Source organism: Candidatus Sulfotelmatobacter sp. (genome assembly GCA_035498555.1).
GTDB lineage: Bacteria > Eisenbacteria > RBG-16-71-46 > RBG-16-71-46 > RBG-16-71-46 > DATKAB01.
Genome location: DATKAB010000186.1, coordinates 16,390 through 35,359 on the forward strand (window position 1 = coordinate 16,390; position 18,970 = coordinate 35,359).

At 70.7% G+C, this 18,970-nt stretch carries 13 protein-coding genes; 12 read left to right on the forward strand and 1 reads right to left on the reverse strand.

Annotated features, from left to right (window positions below):
* Nucleotides 1-6 precede the first annotated feature (6 nt).
* From VMJ70_14850 to VMJ70_14875, 6 genes are all read left to right on the forward strand, one after another.
* The gene (locus VMJ70_14850) at nt 7-1,335 is read left to right on the forward strand and encodes a pseudouridine synthase (protein HTO92407.1); all 1,329 of its coding nucleotides are present in this window, start codon (nt 7-9) and stop codon (nt 1,333-1,335) included.
* 367 nt (nt 1,336-1,702) lie between these two features.
* Nucleotides 1,703-2,113: a hypothetical protein gene (locus tag VMJ70_14855; protein HTO92408.1), complete on the forward strand. Its 411-nt coding sequence runs from the start codon at nt 1,703-1,705 to the stop codon at nt 2,111-2,113.
* 56 nt (nt 2,114-2,169) lie between these two features.
* A complete protein-coding gene (locus VMJ70_14860; protein HTO92409.1) occupies nt 2,170-3,285 on the forward strand; it encodes a UPF0164 family protein in 1,116 nt (371 codons plus the stop codon).
* 220 nt (nt 3,286-3,505) lie between these two features.
* Nucleotides 3,506-4,765 (forward strand): glucose-1-phosphate adenylyltransferase family protein, encoded by a 1,260-nt coding sequence (locus VMJ70_14865; GenBank protein HTO92410.1) that lies wholly within the window; start codon nt 3,506-3,508, stop codon nt 4,763-4,765.
* A complete protein-coding gene (gene glgC / locus VMJ70_14870) occupies nt 4,762-6,039 on the forward strand; it encodes a glucose-1-phosphate adenylyltransferase (GenBank protein ID HTO92411.1) in 1,278 nt (425 codons plus the stop codon). The genes VMJ70_14865 and glgC overlap by 4 nt, the downstream gene beginning before the upstream one ends.
* 37 nt (nt 6,040-6,076) lie before the next feature.
* Complete coding sequence (locus VMJ70_14875) at nt 6,077-7,699, forward strand: SpoIIE family protein phosphatase (protein ID HTO92412.1); 1,623 nt, start codon at nt 6,077-6,079, stop codon at nt 7,697-7,699.
* Nucleotides 7,700-7,720: 21 nt separating this feature from the next.
* Here VMJ70_14875 and VMJ70_14880 read toward each other — a convergent pair whose 3' ends face one another.
* Nucleotides 7,721-9,562: a LysM peptidoglycan-binding domain-containing protein gene (locus VMJ70_14880; protein ID HTO92413.1), complete on the reverse strand. Its 1,842-nt coding sequence runs from the start codon at nt 9,560-9,562 to the stop codon at nt 7,721-7,723.
* A 305-nt stretch (nt 9,563-9,867) separates the two neighbouring features.
* Between VMJ70_14880 and VMJ70_14885 the strand changes: the two genes are divergently transcribed.
* The 6 genes from VMJ70_14885 to VMJ70_14910 form a co-directional block, all read left to right on the forward strand.
* On the forward strand, nt 9,868-12,807 hold the full coding sequence (locus VMJ70_14885) for a PEGA domain-containing protein (protein ID HTO92414.1): 2,940 nt from the start codon (nt 9,868-9,870) through the stop codon (nt 12,805-12,807).
* Between the two features lie 90 nt (nt 12,808-12,897).
* Nucleotides 12,898-15,411, forward strand: coding sequence for a DNA internalization-related competence protein ComEC/Rec2 (locus tag VMJ70_14890; protein HTO92415.1), 2,514 nt, complete (start codon nt 12,898-12,900; stop codon nt 15,409-15,411).
* A 160-nt stretch (nt 15,412-15,571) separates the two neighbouring features.
* On the forward strand, nt 15,572-16,246 hold the full coding sequence (gene purN / locus VMJ70_14895; GenBank protein HTO92416.1) for a phosphoribosylglycinamide formyltransferase: 675 nt from the start codon (nt 15,572-15,574) through the stop codon (nt 16,244-16,246).
* Entirely contained in the window at nt 16,243-17,049 is an 807-nt protein-coding gene (locus tag VMJ70_14900) for an HAD family hydrolase (GenBank protein HTO92417.1), read from the forward strand. The genes purN and VMJ70_14900 overlap by 4 nt, the downstream gene beginning before the upstream one ends.
* A 19-nt stretch (nt 17,050-17,068) precedes the next feature.
* Entirely contained in the window at nt 17,069-18,004 is a 936-nt protein-coding gene (locus VMJ70_14905) for a phosphoribosylaminoimidazolesuccinocarboxamide synthase (protein ID HTO92418.1), read from the forward strand.
* Between the two features lie 62 nt (nt 18,005-18,066).
* The coding region (locus tag VMJ70_14910) for a hypothetical protein (GenBank protein HTO92419.1) at nt 18,067-18,970 on the forward strand (904 nt) is incomplete at its 3' end.

Sequence of the window (18,970 nt, forward strand, 5' to 3'; positions counted from 1 at the left end):
TCATCGGTGCGCCTCAACAAGTTGCTTGCCTCGCGCGGCATCGGCGCGCGGCGCAAGTGCGACGCGCTCATCCAGGCGGGCAAGGTGCGCGTCAACGGCGAGGTGGTCACCGAGCCGGGGCGCGCGATCGAGCCCCAACGGGACCGGATCGAGGTCGAGGGCCGTCCGCTGCCCGGCCCGGCGCCCGCTCGCTACTACATGCTCCACAAACCGGTCGGCGTGATCTCGACCCTCAGCGATCCGGAAGGCCGGCGCTCGCTCCGCGATCTGCTGCCGCCGGGTCCGCGGCTCTTTCCGGTCGGGCGCCTCGACGCCGACACCAGCGGACTTCTGCTGCTCACCAACGACGGCGAGCTCGCCCACCATCTCATGCATCCGCGCTACGGCGTCGCCAAGCGCTATCGCGTTCACGTGGATCGTGCGCCGAACGAGCGCGAGCTGGCGCGGCTCCAGAACGGCGTCGAGTTCGAGCCCGGAATCGTCAGCTCGCCCGCCCAGGTGTGGTTGCGCGACTCGGATTCCGGCGAGGCGGTGATCGAGCTGGCGCTTCACGAGGGGCGACAGCGCCAGGTGCGCCGCATGTGCGAGGCGGTCGGGCTCACGGTGAGGCGGCTCCATCGCTACGGCTATGGGCCGCTCAAGCTCGGCGATCTGACGCGCGGCCTGTGGCGCGAGCTGTCCGATGAAGAGGTGGCGGCCTTGCGGGCCGCCTCGGCGAGGCCGCAGCTGCGGGGGTCGAGAGGCTCGCAGTTCACGGGGCGGCGCAGCTTCGAGCGCGATCGCGCTCGACCGCGCCGGAGATTTCACGCCGTCGAGGAGCGCCGCCCGCGATTCGAAAGCCGGCCCCGCGATGAGGGTCGGGCGAAACTCGAGAGCGGCTCCCGCGATGAGCGCCGCCCGCAATTCGAGAGCCGGCCCCGCGACGAGCGCCGCCCGCGATTCGAGGGTCGCTCCCGCGTTGAGGGTCGGGCGAAACTCGAGAGCCGCTCCCGCGGCGAGCGCCGCCCGCGTCTCGGGCGCAGTGGGCGGGAAGCGGGTAGGCGGCCCCTCGCTCCACGCCCCGCTCGGCGAGATGGCCGCCGGCCTGGCCCGCTCGAGGCGCCCGCGGGCGGTCCCCGCAGACGCGCTCGCGGACCCCGGCAGCGGCCATTCGAACCCCGCCCGCAGCGACCCTGGCGCCGGGGAGACGAGCGGCCGAGCGGGGCAAATCCGCCACGTCCCGGGCGCAGGCCCTCAGCCGCTGGCCCCTCGAAGCGCCGCCGCCGCGGCGCGCCGCGGACCGCCGCCACGGAGCGGCCATTCGAGCGGTTCAGGCGCCGGCGCCCAACCTCTTGAAGTGCTGGGCATTGCAGTACTAGCGTTGAGGTGACGCGCGAGCGTCGAAAATCCCGAGCCTCGGTCCGCCTGCGGGAACGATTCCTGCGCATGGGGGCGTGTTCCGTTTGTCATGCAGGCAAGGGTGGCCTGTGCGCGCGGTCAGCGGGCGCGCTCACGCACGGAAGCTCCTCGCTCCGGTCCGTCTGGAACCGGAGGTCCGAGGCCCGGTTTGCAGCTCGATCGTGTTCCGCCGCGAATCTCCCCACCAGAAACTGGAACGCTTCCGCCCGCAAGCGGGGTAGGAAGCGTGGGCCCCGTCACGCCGGAGCCGGTGTTGTCGCCTGCCCGGCGGCCGGGAGTTCTCCAGTGGATCTTGGCGGCACTGGTGACGCTCATGTTGCTCGGGACCGGGGAGCCCTGGCGGGCGGACCCGAGGTTCCGCTCTCCCGGCGCCACGCTGGATACCTACTGGCAGGCGCTGCGGAACGATGACGATTTCACGGCCGAGGAATGCCTGATCGAACCCGGGCGCGATCTGCCGTCGCCCGGCAGCTTGTGGTTCCTGCCGCCGACGACCGCGCTGCGCCTCGCGAACGTGCGTTCGCTGCCGGTCGAGAGTGGCCGGGTGATGGTCACGTACGAAGTGCGCTTCGTTCCGCTCGGCGGGGGCGGCGAGCAGGTGTTCAAGACCGCCGCCGAGCTGATTCGCAATCGAGGCGAGTGGCGTATCGGCCGGCCGATCGGAGAAGTGAGTCTGCCGGAGTGGAAGCCCATTCCGCGGACGGTTGACAGCTGAGATGAGGGACTCCTAGGGTCTCTCGTCCGGCCGGAGGGGAGAGAACCCGAGGAAATATGAAGCACCTACGCTCCGCGCTGCCGCTCGTCCTGATCGTCTCCCTCCTCGGCAGCCGCCCGGCCCAGGCCACGAAATACGCCGGTGAATTCCTCAAGATTCCGGTCGGCGCCCGCGCGATCGGCATGGGCGGCGGCTTCACGGCGGTCGCCGACGACGCCTCGGCGCCCTACTGGAACCCCGCAGGAATGGTCTACCTGCCCTACCGGGAAGTCACGGCGCAGCACGACTGGCGATTCGGCGACCTGCTGGTGCACGACTATCTCGGCGGCGTGATGCCGCTCGGCGGCGAGACCGGAAAGAAGGCCGCGCTCGGCGTCACGCTGATCCGGCTGTCCACCGACGACATTCCCGTCACTCCGCGCCCCGGCGATCTCAAGCCCGGCGAGTTCCTCGACTACGGGGCCGACGGCCAGCCGGGAACCTTCGACTTCGGCGAAGGCGACGGGAAGTGGGAGGTGGGCGAGCGCCTGCTGATCCCGCCCGATCGCATCTTCATGGCTAGCAGCTACGACGCCGCCGGCATGATCTCGTACGCGCGACAGCACGGCCCTCACTGGGCCTACGGGCTCAACCTCAAGTTCGTTCACAGCAGCATCCCCGACACGATTCCCGGCCAGCACGTGACCTCGTGGGGCGCCGGGCTCGACGGCGGCCTCCTCTACATGCCCACCGACGCCATCACGCTCAGCGCATCCGCCCACGATCTCACCACCACGTACATCGCCTGGAGCAATGGCACGCACGAGCAGATATCGCCCACGCTCGACACCGGCATCGGCGTCAACTTCTTCCCCGCGCCGCGGCACGCGATCACCTGGGGATTCGACCTGGCGTGGGGGTTCGAACGCCGCAGCCTGGACAGCGAGATCTCGCTGGGCGGGCAGACCTGGGACATCCGCACCGGCCTCGAGTACTGGTACGCGAACATGGTGGCGCTGCGCGCGGGCGCCTACGGCAAGGATCTCACCCTGGGGGCCGGCGTTCGCTACAAGCAGTTCGGCGCCGACTACGCCGTGTCGATCACGCGCTTCTTCGCGTCCGACAATCCCGACTTCCCGAGCGACACGTCGTTCGATCCTTCCCAGCTGATTTCGATTGGCTGGAGCTGGTAACCGGGAAGGCAGCGCCTCCGATCGGCGATCGCGGCGAGGCTCGGTCGCTCCCCGCGACGAAGTATCTCGAGGAATCCGTCTTGCTCCTCGCGCTCACGCGCCTTGCGCTCCACGATCCGAGGCGCGGCTCCGCCGGTTCTTGACCTAGCGCGAATCGCTACATAACCTGCCGGCTTCGAGTTCCGCCGCCGAGTGCGTCGCGGCGCTCCGGGGGGAAGCCGTGCGCCACACCATGATGCTGGTGCTGTCGGGGGGCGGGGGCGAGCGCCTCGGGGTGCTGACCGCTGAACGAGCGGTGAGCGCCGTGCCCTTCGGCGGCAAGTACCGCGTCATCGACTTCGTGCTGAGCAACTGCTGCCATTCGGGCGGCGAGCGGATCGGGGTGCTCACCCAGCACGCGCCCACCTCGCTGCACGATCACATCGGCGCCGGCCGGCCCTGGGATCTCGATCGGCGCGGCGGCGGCGTCACCATCCTCCAGCCCTATCTCACCCGCAGTCACGCCGGCTGGTACCGCGGCACCGCCGACGCGATCGCGCAGAACTGGGATTTCATCGAGGAGCGCCATCCGCAGCGCGTGCTGATCCTCTCGGGCGACCACGTCTATCGCATGGACTATCGCGCGCTGCTCGCCACTCATCTCGAGCGCCGCTCCTCGGCCACCATCGCGGTGACGCGGGTGCCGGCCGATCAGACGCGGCGATTCGGCATGGCCACCGTGGATCGCGAGGGGCGCGTCACCGCCCTGGTCGAGAAGCCCGAGCGCGCCGACACGCCGTTCGCGTCGATGGGCATCTACCTGTTCGACACCGAGGCGCTCGGCGAGCTGATCCAGTCGAAGCCGGTGGACATGGTGCTCGATGTGCTTCGGCCCATGCTGCAGGCGGGAGGGCGGGTCGTCGCTCACGAGTTCCAGGGGTTCTGGGAGGACGTCGGGACGGTGGGCTCGCTGTATCGGGCCAACCTCGAGCTGGTGGCACCGGTGCCGAGGTTGGTGTTGGACGACCAGCGCTGGCCCATCCTCACGCGCGACGAGGAACGCCCCCCGGTGCGCATCGGCTCGAGCGCGATCCTCGAGGACAGCCTGGTCGCGAACGGCTGCCGCGTCTCGGGCGCCGTGCGGCGCTCGGTGCTGTCGCCCGGCGTGAGCGTCGAAGCCGGCGCCGAGGTGGTGGAGTCGGTGGTGATGAGTGACGTGCGCATCGAGCGTGGCGCGCACGTGCGCCACGCGATACTCGACAAGTACGTCCGCGTCGGCGCCGGCGCCGAAATCGGCTCCGGAGAACCTCCCCAGCACCGGGAGCACGCCTGGCTCGAGGGCCTGACCCTGGTGGGCAAGGACGCGGTGGTGCCGGCGGGCGCGCGGCTCGGGCGCGCGGTGATGGTGGGAGTGGGCGCGACGCCCGGCTCGTTCGGCGACGGACCCGTGGATGCCGGCACCGTGATCCCGAGCCGGGTGTGGCACGAGGTGTCGGAGTGAGGACCACGCGCTACGCCTTCATTCTCGCCGGAGGCGTGGGCAGCCGGCTGTGCCTGCTCGCCGAACGGCGCGCCAAGCCGGCGGTACCGTTCGGCGGCAAGTACCGGATCATCGACTTCACGCTGTCGAACTGCGTGAACTCGGGCATCTTCGACATCGGCGTGCTGACGCAATACCGGCCGACCTCGCTCAATCAGCACATCGGAACCGGGAGACCCTGGGATCTCGACCGAAATCGCGGCGGGGTCCAAATCCTGCAGCCCGCACTGGGTATGCTGGAGAGCGACTGGTATCAGGGCACCGCCGACGCGATCTACCGCAATCTGATCCATCTGCGCCGTCGCCGCACCGATCAGGTGTTGATCCTGTCGGGCGACCATGTCTACAAGATGGACTACAACGTGCTGTTCGCCTTCCACACCGCGAAGGGTGCGGGGGTCACGGTGGCGGTCACCGAGGTGCCGGAGTCGCAGGTCAGCTCGTTCGGCATCCTCGAAACCGACGCCAACGGGCGTGTGATCGCATTCCGCGAGAAGCCGAAGTCGTCGCCCTCGCGGCTCGCCTCGATGGGCGTCTACCTGTTCGATCGCGAATCGCTGATCCGCTGGCTGGTGGAAGACGCCGAGGATCCCGGTTCGAGCCACGACTTCGGCAAGGACCTGCTGCCGCGCCTGGTGGCGCGCGACGCCGGCGTCTACGCCTATCGCTTCGGCGACTACTGGCAGGACGTGGGAACGCTCGACTCCTACTACGAGGCCAACCTCGCGTTTCTCTCGAAGACTCCGCCGCTCGATCTCGCCGATCCCGACTGGATCATCCACACGCAGAGCGCCGATCGCGCGCCGGTTCGCTTCGAGCACGGCGGCCGCGTCGCCGAGAGTCTGGTGGCGAACGGCTGCCGCATCGCCGGCCGCGTCGAGCGCTCGGTGCTGTTCCCGGGCGTCACGGTGGCGCGCGGCGCCACGGTGCGCGACAGCATCGTCATGCATGATACGGTCGTGGGTCGCGAGGCGGTGGTGGACCGCGCGATCGTCGACAAGGAGGTTCACGTCGGCGAGCAGGCGGTGATCGGCTCCGGCGAAGCGCGCACCCCGAACCGCGCCTGCCCCGAACATCTCTCGAGCGGGCTGCTGGTGGTGGGCAAGGGCGCGCGCCTCCCCGCCCGGCTGAAGGTCGGGCGCAACGCGCGGATCGGCGCGTTCGTCACCGAATCGGCGTTCGCCGGCGATGTCCCGGCCGGCGGCGTGGTGGACGGCCCGGAGTCCATGCATTGAGGCGGTCGCGGATGATGCAAAGCCGGAGAGCTTCTCGATGACGCTTCGATTGCAGGCGGTGGTGAATGGCGAGCCGCGCATCTGGCCGCTCCAGGGCGAGCGCCTGGGGATCGGCCGCTCGTCGCGCAATGCCATCCAAATCGCCGACGCGACCGTCTCCAAGGAGCACGCCGAGATCGTCCATCTCGCCGACGGCTGGTGGATCCGCGACCTCGGCAGCCGCAACGGGACACGCGTGAACCAGCAGGAGGCGCCGCAACCCACCCGGCTCCAGGAATCCGACCTGCTCGAGATCGGCAGCGTCATCCTGCGCGTGCTGGGGGAGGCCGCCGAGGAACTGACCCAGTGGACACCCTCTCAGGGCGTCAGCTCGTCGCTCCGGCTCAACGCGCGCGACATTCTCGGCCGCAGCGGCTCGACCGCCGCGAGTCCTGGGCTGGTCCATGTGCTGGCTGAAGCCGGCCGCGTGCTGGTGTTGCCGCGCCCGCTGCATGAAACCTGCGAGGAGATCCTCAAGTTCGTCGAGAAGGCGATTCCCGCCAGCCGCCTGATCCTGCTGCTGCGCGATCGACCGGGCGCCGAGCCGGTGCAAATGGCGGGTCGCTTCCGCGGTGGCAGCGCGCGGCAGCCGCTCGCGATCTCTCGCGCCATCCTCGACACCGTGCTCAACGAATGCACGTCGGTGATCACCGCCGATGCCGCGATGGATCCGCGCTTTGCCGCGCGCGAGAGCATCATCGCGCTCGCCGTGCATTCGGCGATGGCGGTGCCGCTGTTCGACAACGAGAAGGTGCTGGGCGTGCTCTACGCCGACACTTCCGACTTCACCGTCACCTACGGGCAGGAGCAACTCGAGATTCTGACCCTGCTCGGCAACATGGCGGCGGTGAAGATCACCAACGCCCGGCTGCTCGAAGCCGAACAGGCCAGCCAGCGCATGGCGCAGGAGCTGGCCACTGCCACGCGCATCCAGCAGAACCTGCTGCCCGACCCGCCGGTGGGGCTGGCCGGGTGGGAGTGCGCGGCGCGCCTGCTCACCTGCTACGAAGTGGGCGGCGATCTCTACGATTTCTACCTGCGCCCGGACGGCCGCCTGATCTTCGCGCTCGGCGACGTGTCAGGAAAGGGAATGGGCGCGGCGCTGCTGATGTCCTCGGTGCTGTCGTCGGCACGCGTTCTCTACGACGCCGCCGGCGAGGTCGGCGAGCTGGTGCGCCGGCTCAACGCGGTGGTGCACCGCGGCACCGACTCCGGCCACTTCGTGACGCTGTTCCTCGGCGAGCTGGACCTGGGGAGCGGCCGACTCACCTACGTGAACGCCGGCCACAATGCGCCGCTGGTGCTCGGCCCGAACGGTGTCACCGCGCTGCCTGCGGACGGCGTGCCGCTCGCCGTGCTCCCGGAGTTCCCGTACGAGAGCCGCTCGATCGAGCTCCAGCCCGGCTCGCTGTTCGCGCTGTTCACCGACGGCATTCCCGAGGCGCGAAACGGAGAGGAATTCTTCGGCGACGATCGCATCCGCGATGCCCTGCTCGAGCTGGCGAAGCTGCCCGACCTCGAGCAAGTGGCCGACGGGCTGGTGGAGAAGGTCGAAGCGTTCACGGCCGGCGGCCAGCGGAGTGATGACATCACGCTGGTCATGCTGCGGCGCGCCGGCTAGGCGCGCGTCCGAATCGGCCGTCTAACCGTTCGGCAGCCTGAGACGCTGCCCGGCGCGAACCCGGCTGCTGGTGAGGCCGTTGGCGCGCATCAACGACGTGACACTCACTCCATGTCGCTTGGCGATGTCCGACAGCGTGTCGCCCGACTGGACCACCACATGAGGCGAGCCGTCGTCGGCGATGGCGCTGGTCTGGCGCGATCGCGAGTGGTGGCGTCGCTTCGGCGGCGCCTTGAGCCCGGCGATCTGGGCGCTGTCGGCGGCGGCGGCCTCGACACCGGCGCTGTCGGCCGCGCTCGAGCGGATCTTCAGCCGCGTGCCGCGGCGGAGGTAGGTCGTGCTCAGATGGTTCCAGCGCCGGATGTCGGAGGCCGAGCACCCGTATTGATCGGCGATCGAGGCGAGCGTCTCGCCGCGATGCACGACGTGCGTGGTGCGGCCTTCGGCGGTGGACTGCCCGGAGAGCTGGGCCGGGACCTTGAGCTCGCGCGGCGGCACGTACGAGGTCGAAGCGCGCGGATCGCTCGCGTCCACCAGCAACGGCGCATCCAGGTCGCGGGACGCCGGGACCGCCAGCACCATCCCTCGGCGGAGCGGACGCTTGCGGCCGATGCCATTCGCGCGTGCGAGGGCCTGAGCGCTGACATGGTACTGATTCGCGATCGCCTGCAGGGTTTCGCCGCTGCGCACGCGGTGTCTCACCGTCACGTCGGCCAGCGGAATCGAAGCGCCCGCCTGCAGCTTGCTCGAAATCAGCTCGCCCTTGCCGCGCGGCACGCGGACGGTGGTGATGCCGTCCTTGCCGGGCAGCGCGTGGCGCACCACCGCGGGGTTCAGCTCCTTGAGCTCGTCCACGCCGCACTCGGCGAGCCGCGCCACGCTGCGCAGATCCACCGCGCCCTTGAGCGCGACTTCGTCGAACTCCATCGGGTCGTCGAGCTCGACGTCGTCGAATCCGTACTTGACCGGATCCCGACTGATCGCCAGTACCGCCATGAACTGCGGGACGTAGTCCTCGGTCTGTCGAGGCAGCTTGAGGTCCCAGTAGTTGGTGGTGCCCTGGCTCTTGATCGCGCGCAGGATGGTGCCTTCGCCGGCGTTGTACGAAGCCAGCGCCAGCGGCCAGTCGCCGAAGATCGAGTACAGGTGTTTCAGGTAGCGGGCGGCGGCCACCGTGGACTTCTCCGGGTCCTTGCGCTCGTCCACCCACTGGTTGACGTCGAGGCCGAACAGCCGGGCGCTCGAGCGCACGAATTGCCACGGGCCGACCGCGTGCGAGACCGAGCGGGCGTTGAGATTGAAGCCGCTCTCCACGAACACCAGGTGCACGAGATCGGGCGGCAGGCCCTCTCGCTGGAGGATGGTGCGGAACAGACTCATGTAGCGGCCGGAGCGCTTGAGCCAGCGCTCGAAGGTCGAGCGGCCGTTGCCGGTGAAGAACTCGATCCAGCGATAGACGTCCGTGTTGAACTGAGGCTGCAGCTCCTCGACGGCGGGGGCGTTGAGCACGCGCTCGTCGGCCTCGTTGCCCGGCTCGACCGGCGGCTGCGATTCCCAGTCGTGCCGGGCGACGTCGCGCAGGCCCTCGAATCGGCTCTGCAGATCCACCAGTTCGAGACGTTCGGTGGCGTTGGGATCCGCCGAGAGATCGGCCTCGATCTCGATCAAAGACTGGATGGCCGCCTGGAGCGCCAGCTCGGGCCGGCCATCGTGCTTGAGCTTCCAGGCCCGCTGGTAGGCCGAGCGCAGCTCGCCGAGCCGGGGCGCGCGCGTCGAATCGGCGGGCGCGGCGGCCAGGACCTGAGCACGCGACGGGCCCGCCCAGAGGGGGGCGAGCGCCAGCGCCGCGAGCAGCAGGAGCACGATCGGTCTCGTCTTCTTCGTCAAAGGAACTCTCCCGGGACCCCAGGCTCGGCCCTGCCCGAACCGCGGCAAGCTACCGGCTCCGGCATGCAGGATGCAAGCCGGGCCGTGCGGGTTGACCCATGGAAAGAGTCGACCCGCTCGATTCTGGAGAGGTTAGCCGGCCACCACCCCATTCCGGCCGCAAGAGCTATGCCACAAGTTCGTAACTCATTGACACTTGCGCGGCACTTGGCTAGCGTGCCGCTGACGCGTGCAGGCACTGCCGTGCCCGTTCCAAGGGGAGGGAACCCCTCAATATGAATGTGGCCACCACTGAGCTCCGCCAGTGGATGGTTTCGGCCCGCGGCCGTGGCGAAGTCCTGACCACATCGGTCCGCGGACCCGGCATCGAGGTGGTGCTGCTGGGGGCACCGGCCAGCTTCGATGCCGACGAGCTCGAAGCCTGGTTGCGCGACCTGGTGGCCGTCTCTCGCGAGACCGCCGCTGGCGACACCGGCGCTCGCCCGATTCCGGCACTCCTTCATCATCTCCTCACCGGTCTGCTGTTCTCGCATGCCGAGCTCTGGAGCCGCTCGAAGCAAACCGCTCCACTCTCGATGGCGTTCGTGCGAACGCCTCAACAGGTCGCGTTCGGCTGGGTGGGAGAGACGACTCCCGATCTGTGGCTCGATGATCAGCACGTGACGGTGGAGTGGGTGAGGATCCGCGATCAGGCCGGCAACGAAGCGCGCTCGCTCGCGATCGACTCGCGCCATCGCGTCCGACTCCACATGGGGCTCGATATTCCCTTCGGCACGCAGCCGATCGCGGCCTCGGTGGATGCGGCCTGGGTGCCCGAATCCGATCCGGACCCGACGCCGGTGGCGGTCGTGTCGCCCCCGCAGGCGCTCGCCGATCAGCCGACCTCGCCGCCGGGCGCCGCCGCCCCCGGTGAGACGCCGGCGGAGCCATCCGGCTCGGATTGGACCGTGGTCTACGACGGCGAATCGGCGCCCGAGGAAGCGGGCGCCGAATCCCAGCAGCACCGGCCGAGCGGCAACTGGTGGCATCGCATCACCGGCTGGCTCACCCGGCGCCAGCGCCCGCGACCGGCGGCCGATGTCACTCGAGAGACCCCGGATGCCGGCGCGATCTCGGAGTGGAGCGAAGAGCAGATCGCCGCCGGTTCGTTGCCCGATCAGGTTCCGCCTAGTCCCGAGCCGGCGGAGCTGACCGCGCGGACCGTCGAGCCGACCCCGCTCCCGGTGATCGAAGCGCTGACCCCTGCTCCGGCCGAGCCCGAGGCGCTCGCGCCGCCGGCGGCTCCCGCGGTCACTGCGCCCCAGGCACCTGCTCCGCTGGCCGCGACGCCCCCGCTCGCGCCATCCGCTCCGCTGGCCGCGCCGAGCGCTCCGCTGGCCGCGCCATCCGCTCCGCCGGCCGCGCCGAGCGCTCCGCTGGCCGCGCCATCCGCTCCGCCGGTGGGAAGCCTGTCGGACTTCCGTCTCGAAGGAGTGACTCCCTGGGAGCCCAGCAGTCAGACGGTAGGTCCACCACCGCTCCCCGGTTCGATCACGGCACGCAACCCCTCGATGTTCGTGCCACGCAGCACGGGACCTGTGCCGCTGTCGCCTGCACCCGCGGTGCAGCCGCAGCCGTCGGCCGCGCCGGTCGCGATTCCTCCCGCGGAGTCGGGCTCGATGGCGCCGCCGCCAGCGCCGCCCGCCTACGTGCCGCAGGGCAAGGTGACGGTGCGATCGTCGCCGTCGCGGCCGCAGGCTTCAGCCGCGCCTCGGGTTCCCGCGAACGTCGCGCCGGCAGCACCCGCCGTGCAGCCGTCTCCAATCGCGACCGCGCCGATCGCCAGTGCGCCGCCACCCGCGCCGCCGCCCGCGGCTTCCATCCCGCCGCCAGTTCCGACGGCGAACCTCGTGCCGGTCGAGCCGCTCGTGGAACCGATGGAGCTTTCTCCTGCCGACCTCGCCCCGGCGAGCGAACCGCCGATGGCGACCGATCCGCTCGCGGAAACGGCCTTCGAAACTCGCCGCACCCCGCCACGCCCAAGAACGCGCGTGCCCCTGCATCCCGAGTGGCCGGCCGCCGAGCCGCCGCGCGTCGTGCGTCCCTGGTGGAGTCGGCCCTGGGCCTGGGGGGCGCTCGTGGTGCTGCTGTTCCTGATCGGATGGATGGTGGGCGGAATCCAGACCGATCGCGAGGTGGGGGAGAGCAACGCCTTCAGTCATCTGCTCCGCGCGGTGGGGCTCGGCGGCGCGCGTTATGAAGTCGAAGTGAGCAGTCACCCGCCGGGTGCGTGGATCGCGGTGGACGGAAAGGATCTCGTGCGAAGGACTCCGGCCACCCTCGAAGTGGCACCCGGAACTCACACCGTGAGCCTCTCATTCGCGGATCTGGGAAGCGCCTCGTTCACGGTGAAGGGCATGCGCGGGGATCACGTGCCGCTCGAGGCCCGGCTGTGGGGATCGCTCTCCGTCTATTCGGGTGACAGCTCGATTCCGGTGGCGGTGACCGTGGATGGGACGCCCCGCGGGCTCGCGCCGGTGACCGTCGACAGCATGATGCCCGGCGCGCACGATCTTCACTTCTCGGGACCCGGCCTCCAGTCGTGGGGACAGACCGTGCAGGTGCGCGTCAACGAGACCGCGCAGGTGGTGGCGCGGCCCATGTCCTCGCCGGCCACCGGCGTCATCGACGTGCGCGCGAGCTGGACCGATGCCGAGGGCTCCGAAGACCTGAACGGCGCGAACGTTTACGTGGATGGCGAGCATCGCGGCGTCACGCCGCTCACGCTCGAGCTCCCGCGAGGTCCGCACAGCGTGCGCGTCGAGAGCCGCGGGGAGCAGTCGCTGGTTCAGGTGATCGATCTCCCCGGCGGGAACCAGCGCTTTGCCAAATTCGAGCTGGGGCTCGCCGCCGATCGGCCCCGGCTCCAGGTGCTCGGCCTGCCGCTGCGGCTGAGCCCCGATCAGACCACCGTGCTCTCCGCCAACCTCGACGGCGTCACGCCGGGCGAAGTGCGCGACATGTGGCTGCACGTTCGCCAGCCCGAGGGCACCTGGCGACGCTACGAGATGACGACGATGAAGTCGCCGGGCGGCGTGGTGGGCTCGGCGGTATTCCCGATCACGCTGCTCGACGATCAGGGGCGCACGCTGTTCTACGTGAGCTCGTCCACCACCACCGGCGACGAATTCTTCAGCGAGATCCTCCCCGCGCTGCAGGCGACGCCGACGCCGAAGAAGTAGCGCCGCCCACTCCGCGCGCAGTTCCGCCCACGGCGTGGGCGCTCCTTCGCTGCCCACGCTCGTATTTCCTTTGCGCCGCTCGGGCGCGACGTGGCACGGCGTTTTCCGGTGGGCCTGCGCATGGGGGGAAGGAACGCGGCGCCACTCGCCGTCGCGCTGTGGCTCGGAATCCTGATGGGTCCGGCCGTTCCGGCGGCGGTGTCGCTCGTGCTCGGCCTCGCGCTGGTGGCCATGGCGTTCAGAGTCCGCCGAGCAAGTCGCGTGGTCTCCGACCTGCTCCTGTCGCTGGCGATGCTGGCGGGCGGCGCGACGCGCGGCGCGGCCCATCACGAGGGGCTCGAGCACGCGCGCCGGCAGGTGCGTACCGATCGGCTCTATCGGCTGAGCTGCGAGGTCGTGACGCCGCCCGATCTCGCCACCGATCGCGTCACGGTGATGGGCCGCGTGATCGCCGCGACGCCGCCGCTGCCGCGCGGAGCGCTCCTGCGGGTGCGATTGCCGCAGGAGTCCCGCCCTGAATGGGGCGATCGCCTCGAGTGCCTGGCGAATCTCGAGCCGCCCTCCCCGCCGCGCAATCCCGGCGGCTTCGATCCGCGCGGCGCGGCCGATGCCGCAGGCATCCTCGCAAACGCCCGCGCCTTCACGGTGCGCGCGCTTCCCCCGCCGCTCCTGGCCACGGTGATCCGCGCCACACTGGCCCGGTGGCGGCGCGGCATCGAATCGCGGCTCCACTCCGGCTTGAGTCCGACCGCCGAGTCGCTGGTGCTTCCGCTGGTGACCGGCGATCGCTCCGATCTCTCCCCGGCGCTCGACGCCGGACTGCGCGCCGCCGGACTCATCCACCTGCTGGCGTTGAGCGGACTCCACGTGAGCGCCCTGGCCGCCGCGACCCGCATGATGGTGGCGAGCGCGGGCGGTGGCGTGGCCGCGCGTGGAGCCGCCGGCGCGCTGGCCGCGCTCCTCTATGCCGGACTCGCGGGGCCGATCCCGTCGCTGATGCGCGCCGCAGTCTCCGAGTGCTGGCTGGGCGGCGCGCGCATCGCACGGCGCGCGGCGGATCCCATCCAGGGCCTGGGGGTGAGCGCGTTGCTGCTGCTGGCGATGGCGCCGGGCTGGGCGCGCGACCTCGGCTTCCAGCTCTCGTTCGCGGCCTCGCTCGGCCTGGCGGCGCTCGCGCCGCCTCTGCTCGAGGGGGCGCCGCGGGCCCGCGCAGTGCTCGCGCCGCTCGCCGCCACGCTCTGCGCGCAACTGGTCTCGTCGCCGATCCTGATCGCCTGGACGCACGGCGTGTCGTGGCCGGGCGCGCTCGCCAACCTGGTGGCGGTGCCGCTCTCCGGGTTGCTGCTCGCCGCGGCGTGGATCGCCGTCACCCTCGAAGCGCTGCTTCCGGGTGCGGGACATCTCGGCTTCTCGGCCTGCGAACTCTTGAGTCGGGCGCTGATCCAGGTGACTGAACGCGCCGCTTCATTCCCGTCGGCGCTGATCGCTACCGGCCACGAGCCGGCGGTCGCCGTGCTGAGTGCTGCCGGTGCGGTGCTGCTGGTGCTGGCGGCGTGTCGCGCCCGCGACCTCGAATCTCGCCGCGGCGGGACGTCGCCGGCGCGATTTGGCGCACTCGCGCTCGGGCTCTGGTGCTGCGCGCTGAGCGCCGCGCTGGCCTTGAGCGCGCGCGAGCCCCGGCCGCCCGAGGGGAGGGCCTGGCTCCTGGCGCTCGACGTCGGCCAGGGCGACGCGATCGCGATCGGCCTTGCCGACGGGTGGTGGCTGGTGGACACCGGCCCGCGTTCGCCGCGCTTCGATTCCGGGCAGGGCGTGATTCGCCCCTTCCTCCGCTGGGCGGCGATCCGAGAGCTCGACGCGCTGGCTCTGACTCACGACGACGGCGATCACACCGGGGGCGCCGAGGCGCTGCTGTCGTCGATGCCGATCGCGCGCCTGATCGGACCGCCGCCACTGCCCCGGCGGCCGGGGCCGCTGGCGCGATTCGAGTGGGCGCGCGCCGGGAGTCGCGGGGCGTGGTGGCGCCCGCCCCGCCTCGCCGGACTTCCGCCGCGCTTCCAGTTCGCGGCGCTCGGCGACACGCTGCGCGACGCTCCCCGGGTTCGAGTCCTGTGGCCTCCTCGTCCGGAGGGCGATTCGGCGCTGGTCGCGATCGCTACCTCGAGCGATAACGACGCGGGACTGGTGCTCGAGCTCGAAACCCGGGGGACGCGCGCGCTCCTCACCGCCGACGTCGACAGTCTCGTCGAGGAATCCCTGGCCGGGGGCGACCTCGCCTGGCTCAAGGTCGGGCACCATGGCTCGCCGAGCTCCACGGGCGTGCAATTCCTCGAGCGCACGCATCCACGGCGCGCCGTCATCTCGTGCGGCCTCCACAACGTGTACGGACATCCCTCGCCGCTGGTGCTATCCCGGCTGGAAGCGGCAGGAGTCCGGCTCGATCGCACCGATCTCGACGGCGCCCAGTGGTACGAGCTGAGCGCCGCGGGCGTGGAGCGGCTCGATTGGCGGACGAGCGATCCCACCACCGAGCGTGCATCGCTCGGCCCCGTCGAGTCGAAGGGAGTGGCCGCGGTCGGCATCTCGGCACCGCGCCTGCCGTGACCGCGGTCGCGCTCTCGCGCACCACCGTGGTCATCGGCTGAGATCGCGGCGCACGTGGCTCGACGGGCGCTGCGATGGGGAATTGGAGCCTCACCCGACTGCAATCTTCGGAGCAGGACTCGCGGTTTGCCGCGGATGAGGGCGGTTGCTAGATTGCGGCGTGCTCTCCTCGTCGCCGATCCTCGCGGTCTTCGCCTCGGGGCAGGGGACCAATTTCGAGGCTCTGGCGGCAGCCGCGGAGGCCGAGGAGCTGGGAGGAGAGCTGCGGGCGCTGTTCAGCGATCGCGCCGACGCGCCGGCGATCGAGCGGGCGCGCCGGAGGGGAATCGAGACGGTGACGCCGCCGGTCGGACGCTTTCGCACCCGGCTCGAAGACGAGTCGCCATGGCTCACGGCGTTGCGGGAGCGGCGCGTCGAGGTGATCCTGCTCGCGGGATTCATGCGCCGGCTCCACGAGATTCTGCTGGACGCCTATCCCGACCGCGTGCTCAACATCCACCCGTCGCTGCTCCCGCGCTTCCCCGGCCTGGACGCGATCGGCCAGGCCTGGCGGCACGGCGCGCTCGCCACCGGTTGCACGGTGCATCTGGTCGACGAAGGGCTCGATTCCGGACCGATCCTGGCGCAGGCCTCGGTGGGCGTACGCGAGGAGGACGACCTGGCGTCGCTCGAAACCCGCATCCATCGCGTCGAGCATCTGCTCTATCCGCGCACCGTTCGCCGCTACCTCACCGAGCCATGGCGGCGCGAGGGGGCGCGGATCGCGTGGGGCGAGGGCGCCGGATTTCGGAGCCTGGCTCCGGTCAAATGGCCGGTGCGAGGGGTGGCGAATTGAGCGCGGCGCACTCGCCGATGGACGGCCGGCCGCCACTCCAGGCGGCGTTGTTCGACGCCGGCGGCACGCTGGTGCGGCTCGATTTCGAATGGATGAGCGAAGCGGTCACCAGCCTCGGGTTTCCGCTCGACGCTTCGACCCTTCGTCACGCCGAGATCGAAGGCCGCCGCGCCTACGACGCGAGCCGCGGTCATCCGCAGGCCCCGGGCGCGATCCATCCACCGCTCGGCGCGAGCGGCGACACCGACGCCTATTTCGAAGGCATGCTGGCCGCGGCCGGCGTACCGCGCGCCATCGTCGAGCAGGCGGTGGCGGGCTTCCTCGCGCGCCATCGGGACCATGGGCTGTGGAGCCGCCCGCTCGAGGGCGCCCGCGCGGCGCTCGATGCCACGCTGGCGATGGGGCTGCGCATTGCGGTGGTATCGAACTCCGACGGACGGGCCGAGCAGCACTTGATCGAGTCCGGGGTGCGCGCCGGGCTCGAGTTCGTGGTGGATTCTCAAGTCGTGGGGATCGAGAAACCCGACCCTCGGATCTTCCGCTTCGCGATCGACCGGCTCGGGATCGCGGCGGAGCGCACGATCTACGTCGGCGACCTGCTCTCGATCGATGCGCGCGGCGCGCGCGCCGCCGGGCTCCAGTTCGTGCTGGTCGACCCTTACGACAACTACGCGCCGATCGACGTGCCGTCCATTTCCGGCATGGAGCTGCTTCCGCGGTATCTTCTCGAGAACTTCGACGTCGGCGGCCAGTCGGGCGCGCCGGCGTCGAGTGCGCCCACACCCAACCGCGCCGTCCCGTGAGGCGGCGGGAGGTCCAAGCATGAACGCATCGACTCTGCCGATCGAGATTTCTCCCGAGCTGCTCGACCCACGCCGGGCGCTCCACACCGTCGAACTGCCCGGCCTGACGCCGTGGCGGCACGGCAAAGTGCGCACCATCTACGAAGCCGGTCCCGATCACCTGGTGATCGTGGCCAGCGACCGGCTCTCGGCCTACGACTCGATCCTGCCCACGCCGATTCCGGGGAAGGGTGTGATTCTGTCGGCGATCTCGGCCTACTGGATGCGCGGGCTCGCGAACGCCGCGCCGCATCATCTGGTGAGCGACGATCCCGCCGACTTCCCTTCCGCCTTCGCGCCTCACGCCGAGCGGCTGCGCGGCCGCGCCCAGCTGGTGCGCCGCGCGCAACGGATCGACATCGAGTGCGTGGTGCGTGGCTACCTCACCGGCTCGGGCTGGAAGGAATACCAGGCCAGCGGCACGGTGTGCGGCATTCGCCTGCCGGCGGGATTGCGGGACGGCTCGCGACTCGAGCCCGCGATCTTCACGCCGGCGACCAAGAACGACGTCGGCCACGACGAGAACATCTCGTTCGAGCGCATGATCGAATTCGTGGGACGCCCGACTTCCGAAGCGCTCCGCCAGCGCTCGATCTCGATCTATGAGGAGGCGCGCCAGCACGCCTGGAGCCGCGGCCTGGTGCTGGCCGACACCAAGTTCGAGTTCGGGAGGATCGGCAGCGATCTCACGCTGATCGACGAAGTGCTGACTCCCGACTCCTCGCGCTACTGGGACCGCGCCGAATACGAAGCCGGCCGGCTGCTCAGCTTCGACAAGCAGCTGGTGCGCGACTGGCTCGATCGCAGCGGCTGGAACCACGAGCCGCCGGCGCCCGCACTGCCGCCTGACATCGTGGCGAGCACGCAGCAGCGCTACCTCGAGGCGATCCGCCGCCTGAGCGGGGCGCCGCGATGAGCGGCGCCGAGCCGGGGGAGCGGGGTGCCGGTCGTGACGCGCGGCCGGCGGAGGGAGCGATCATGACGCGCGAGATCGAGCCGGGCTGGCCGCGCGTCGCGCTGCTCTCACTCAGCGACAAGAGCGGCGCCGCCGAACTGGCGCGCGAGCTGGCGGCGCACGGCACGCGGCTGTTGGCGAGCGGCGGCACCGCGACCCACCTGCGCGCGGCCGGTGTCGAGGTCACCCCGGTGGAAAGCGTCACCGGCGCGGCCGAGTTGCTCGGGGGCCGGGTGAAGACGCTGCATCCGCGGATCCACGCCGGAATCCTCGCGCGGCGAAACGATCCCACGCACGCGGCGCAGCTCGAGCGCGAGGGGATCGCGCCCATCGACCTGGTGGTGGTCTCGCTCTATCCGTTCGAGGAGCGCGCCTCGAAGCTCGACGAGCCGCAGGCGGTCGAGGAGATCGACGTCGGTGGCGTGGCGCTGCTGCGCGGCGCCGCCAAGAACTACGAGCACGTGGTGGCGTTGCACGATCCGTCTCAGTACGGCCAGGCGCTCGCCGCCTATCGGGCGGGCGGGCCGTCGCTCGAGCAACGGCGGCGCTGGGCGCTCGCGGTGTTCGCGCGCACCGCGAGCTACGACGCGGCGATCGCCGGGGAGCTCGAACGGCGCTCCGGGAAAGCCGGCGCCGACGAGCCGCCCGCGATTCACGTGCTGGCGCTCGAGCGGGTGCGCCCGCTCCGCTACGGCGAGAATCCGCACCAGGCCGGCGCGCTCTACGCGCGTCTCGGCGAGAAGGCGCGACTCGACGCCTGGAAGGAGGGCAAGGAGCTCTCCTACAACAATCTGCTCGACCTCGAGGCGGCGGTGCGGATCGCGGCGAGCTTCGACTCGACGGCCTGCGTGATCGTCAAGCACCACGAACCGTGCGGCGCGGCGGTCGCGCCCACCGTGCTCGAGGCGTGGCGCGCGGCGCGCCGGT

Bases quoted from the DNA above. Each gene is read 5' to 3' on its own strand.
- VMJ70_14875 (HTO92412.1), top strand. From the start codon at position 6,077: ATGACGCTTCGATTGCAGGCGGTGGTGAATGGCGAGCCGCGCATCTGG.
- VMJ70_14905 (HTO92418.1), top strand. From the start codon at position 17,069: ATGAACGCATCGACTCTGCCGATCGAGATTTCTCCCGAGCTGCTCGAC.
- VMJ70_14860 (HTO92409.1), top strand. From the start codon at position 2,170: ATGAAGCACCTACGCTCCGCGCTGCCGCTCGTCCTGATCGTCTCCCTC.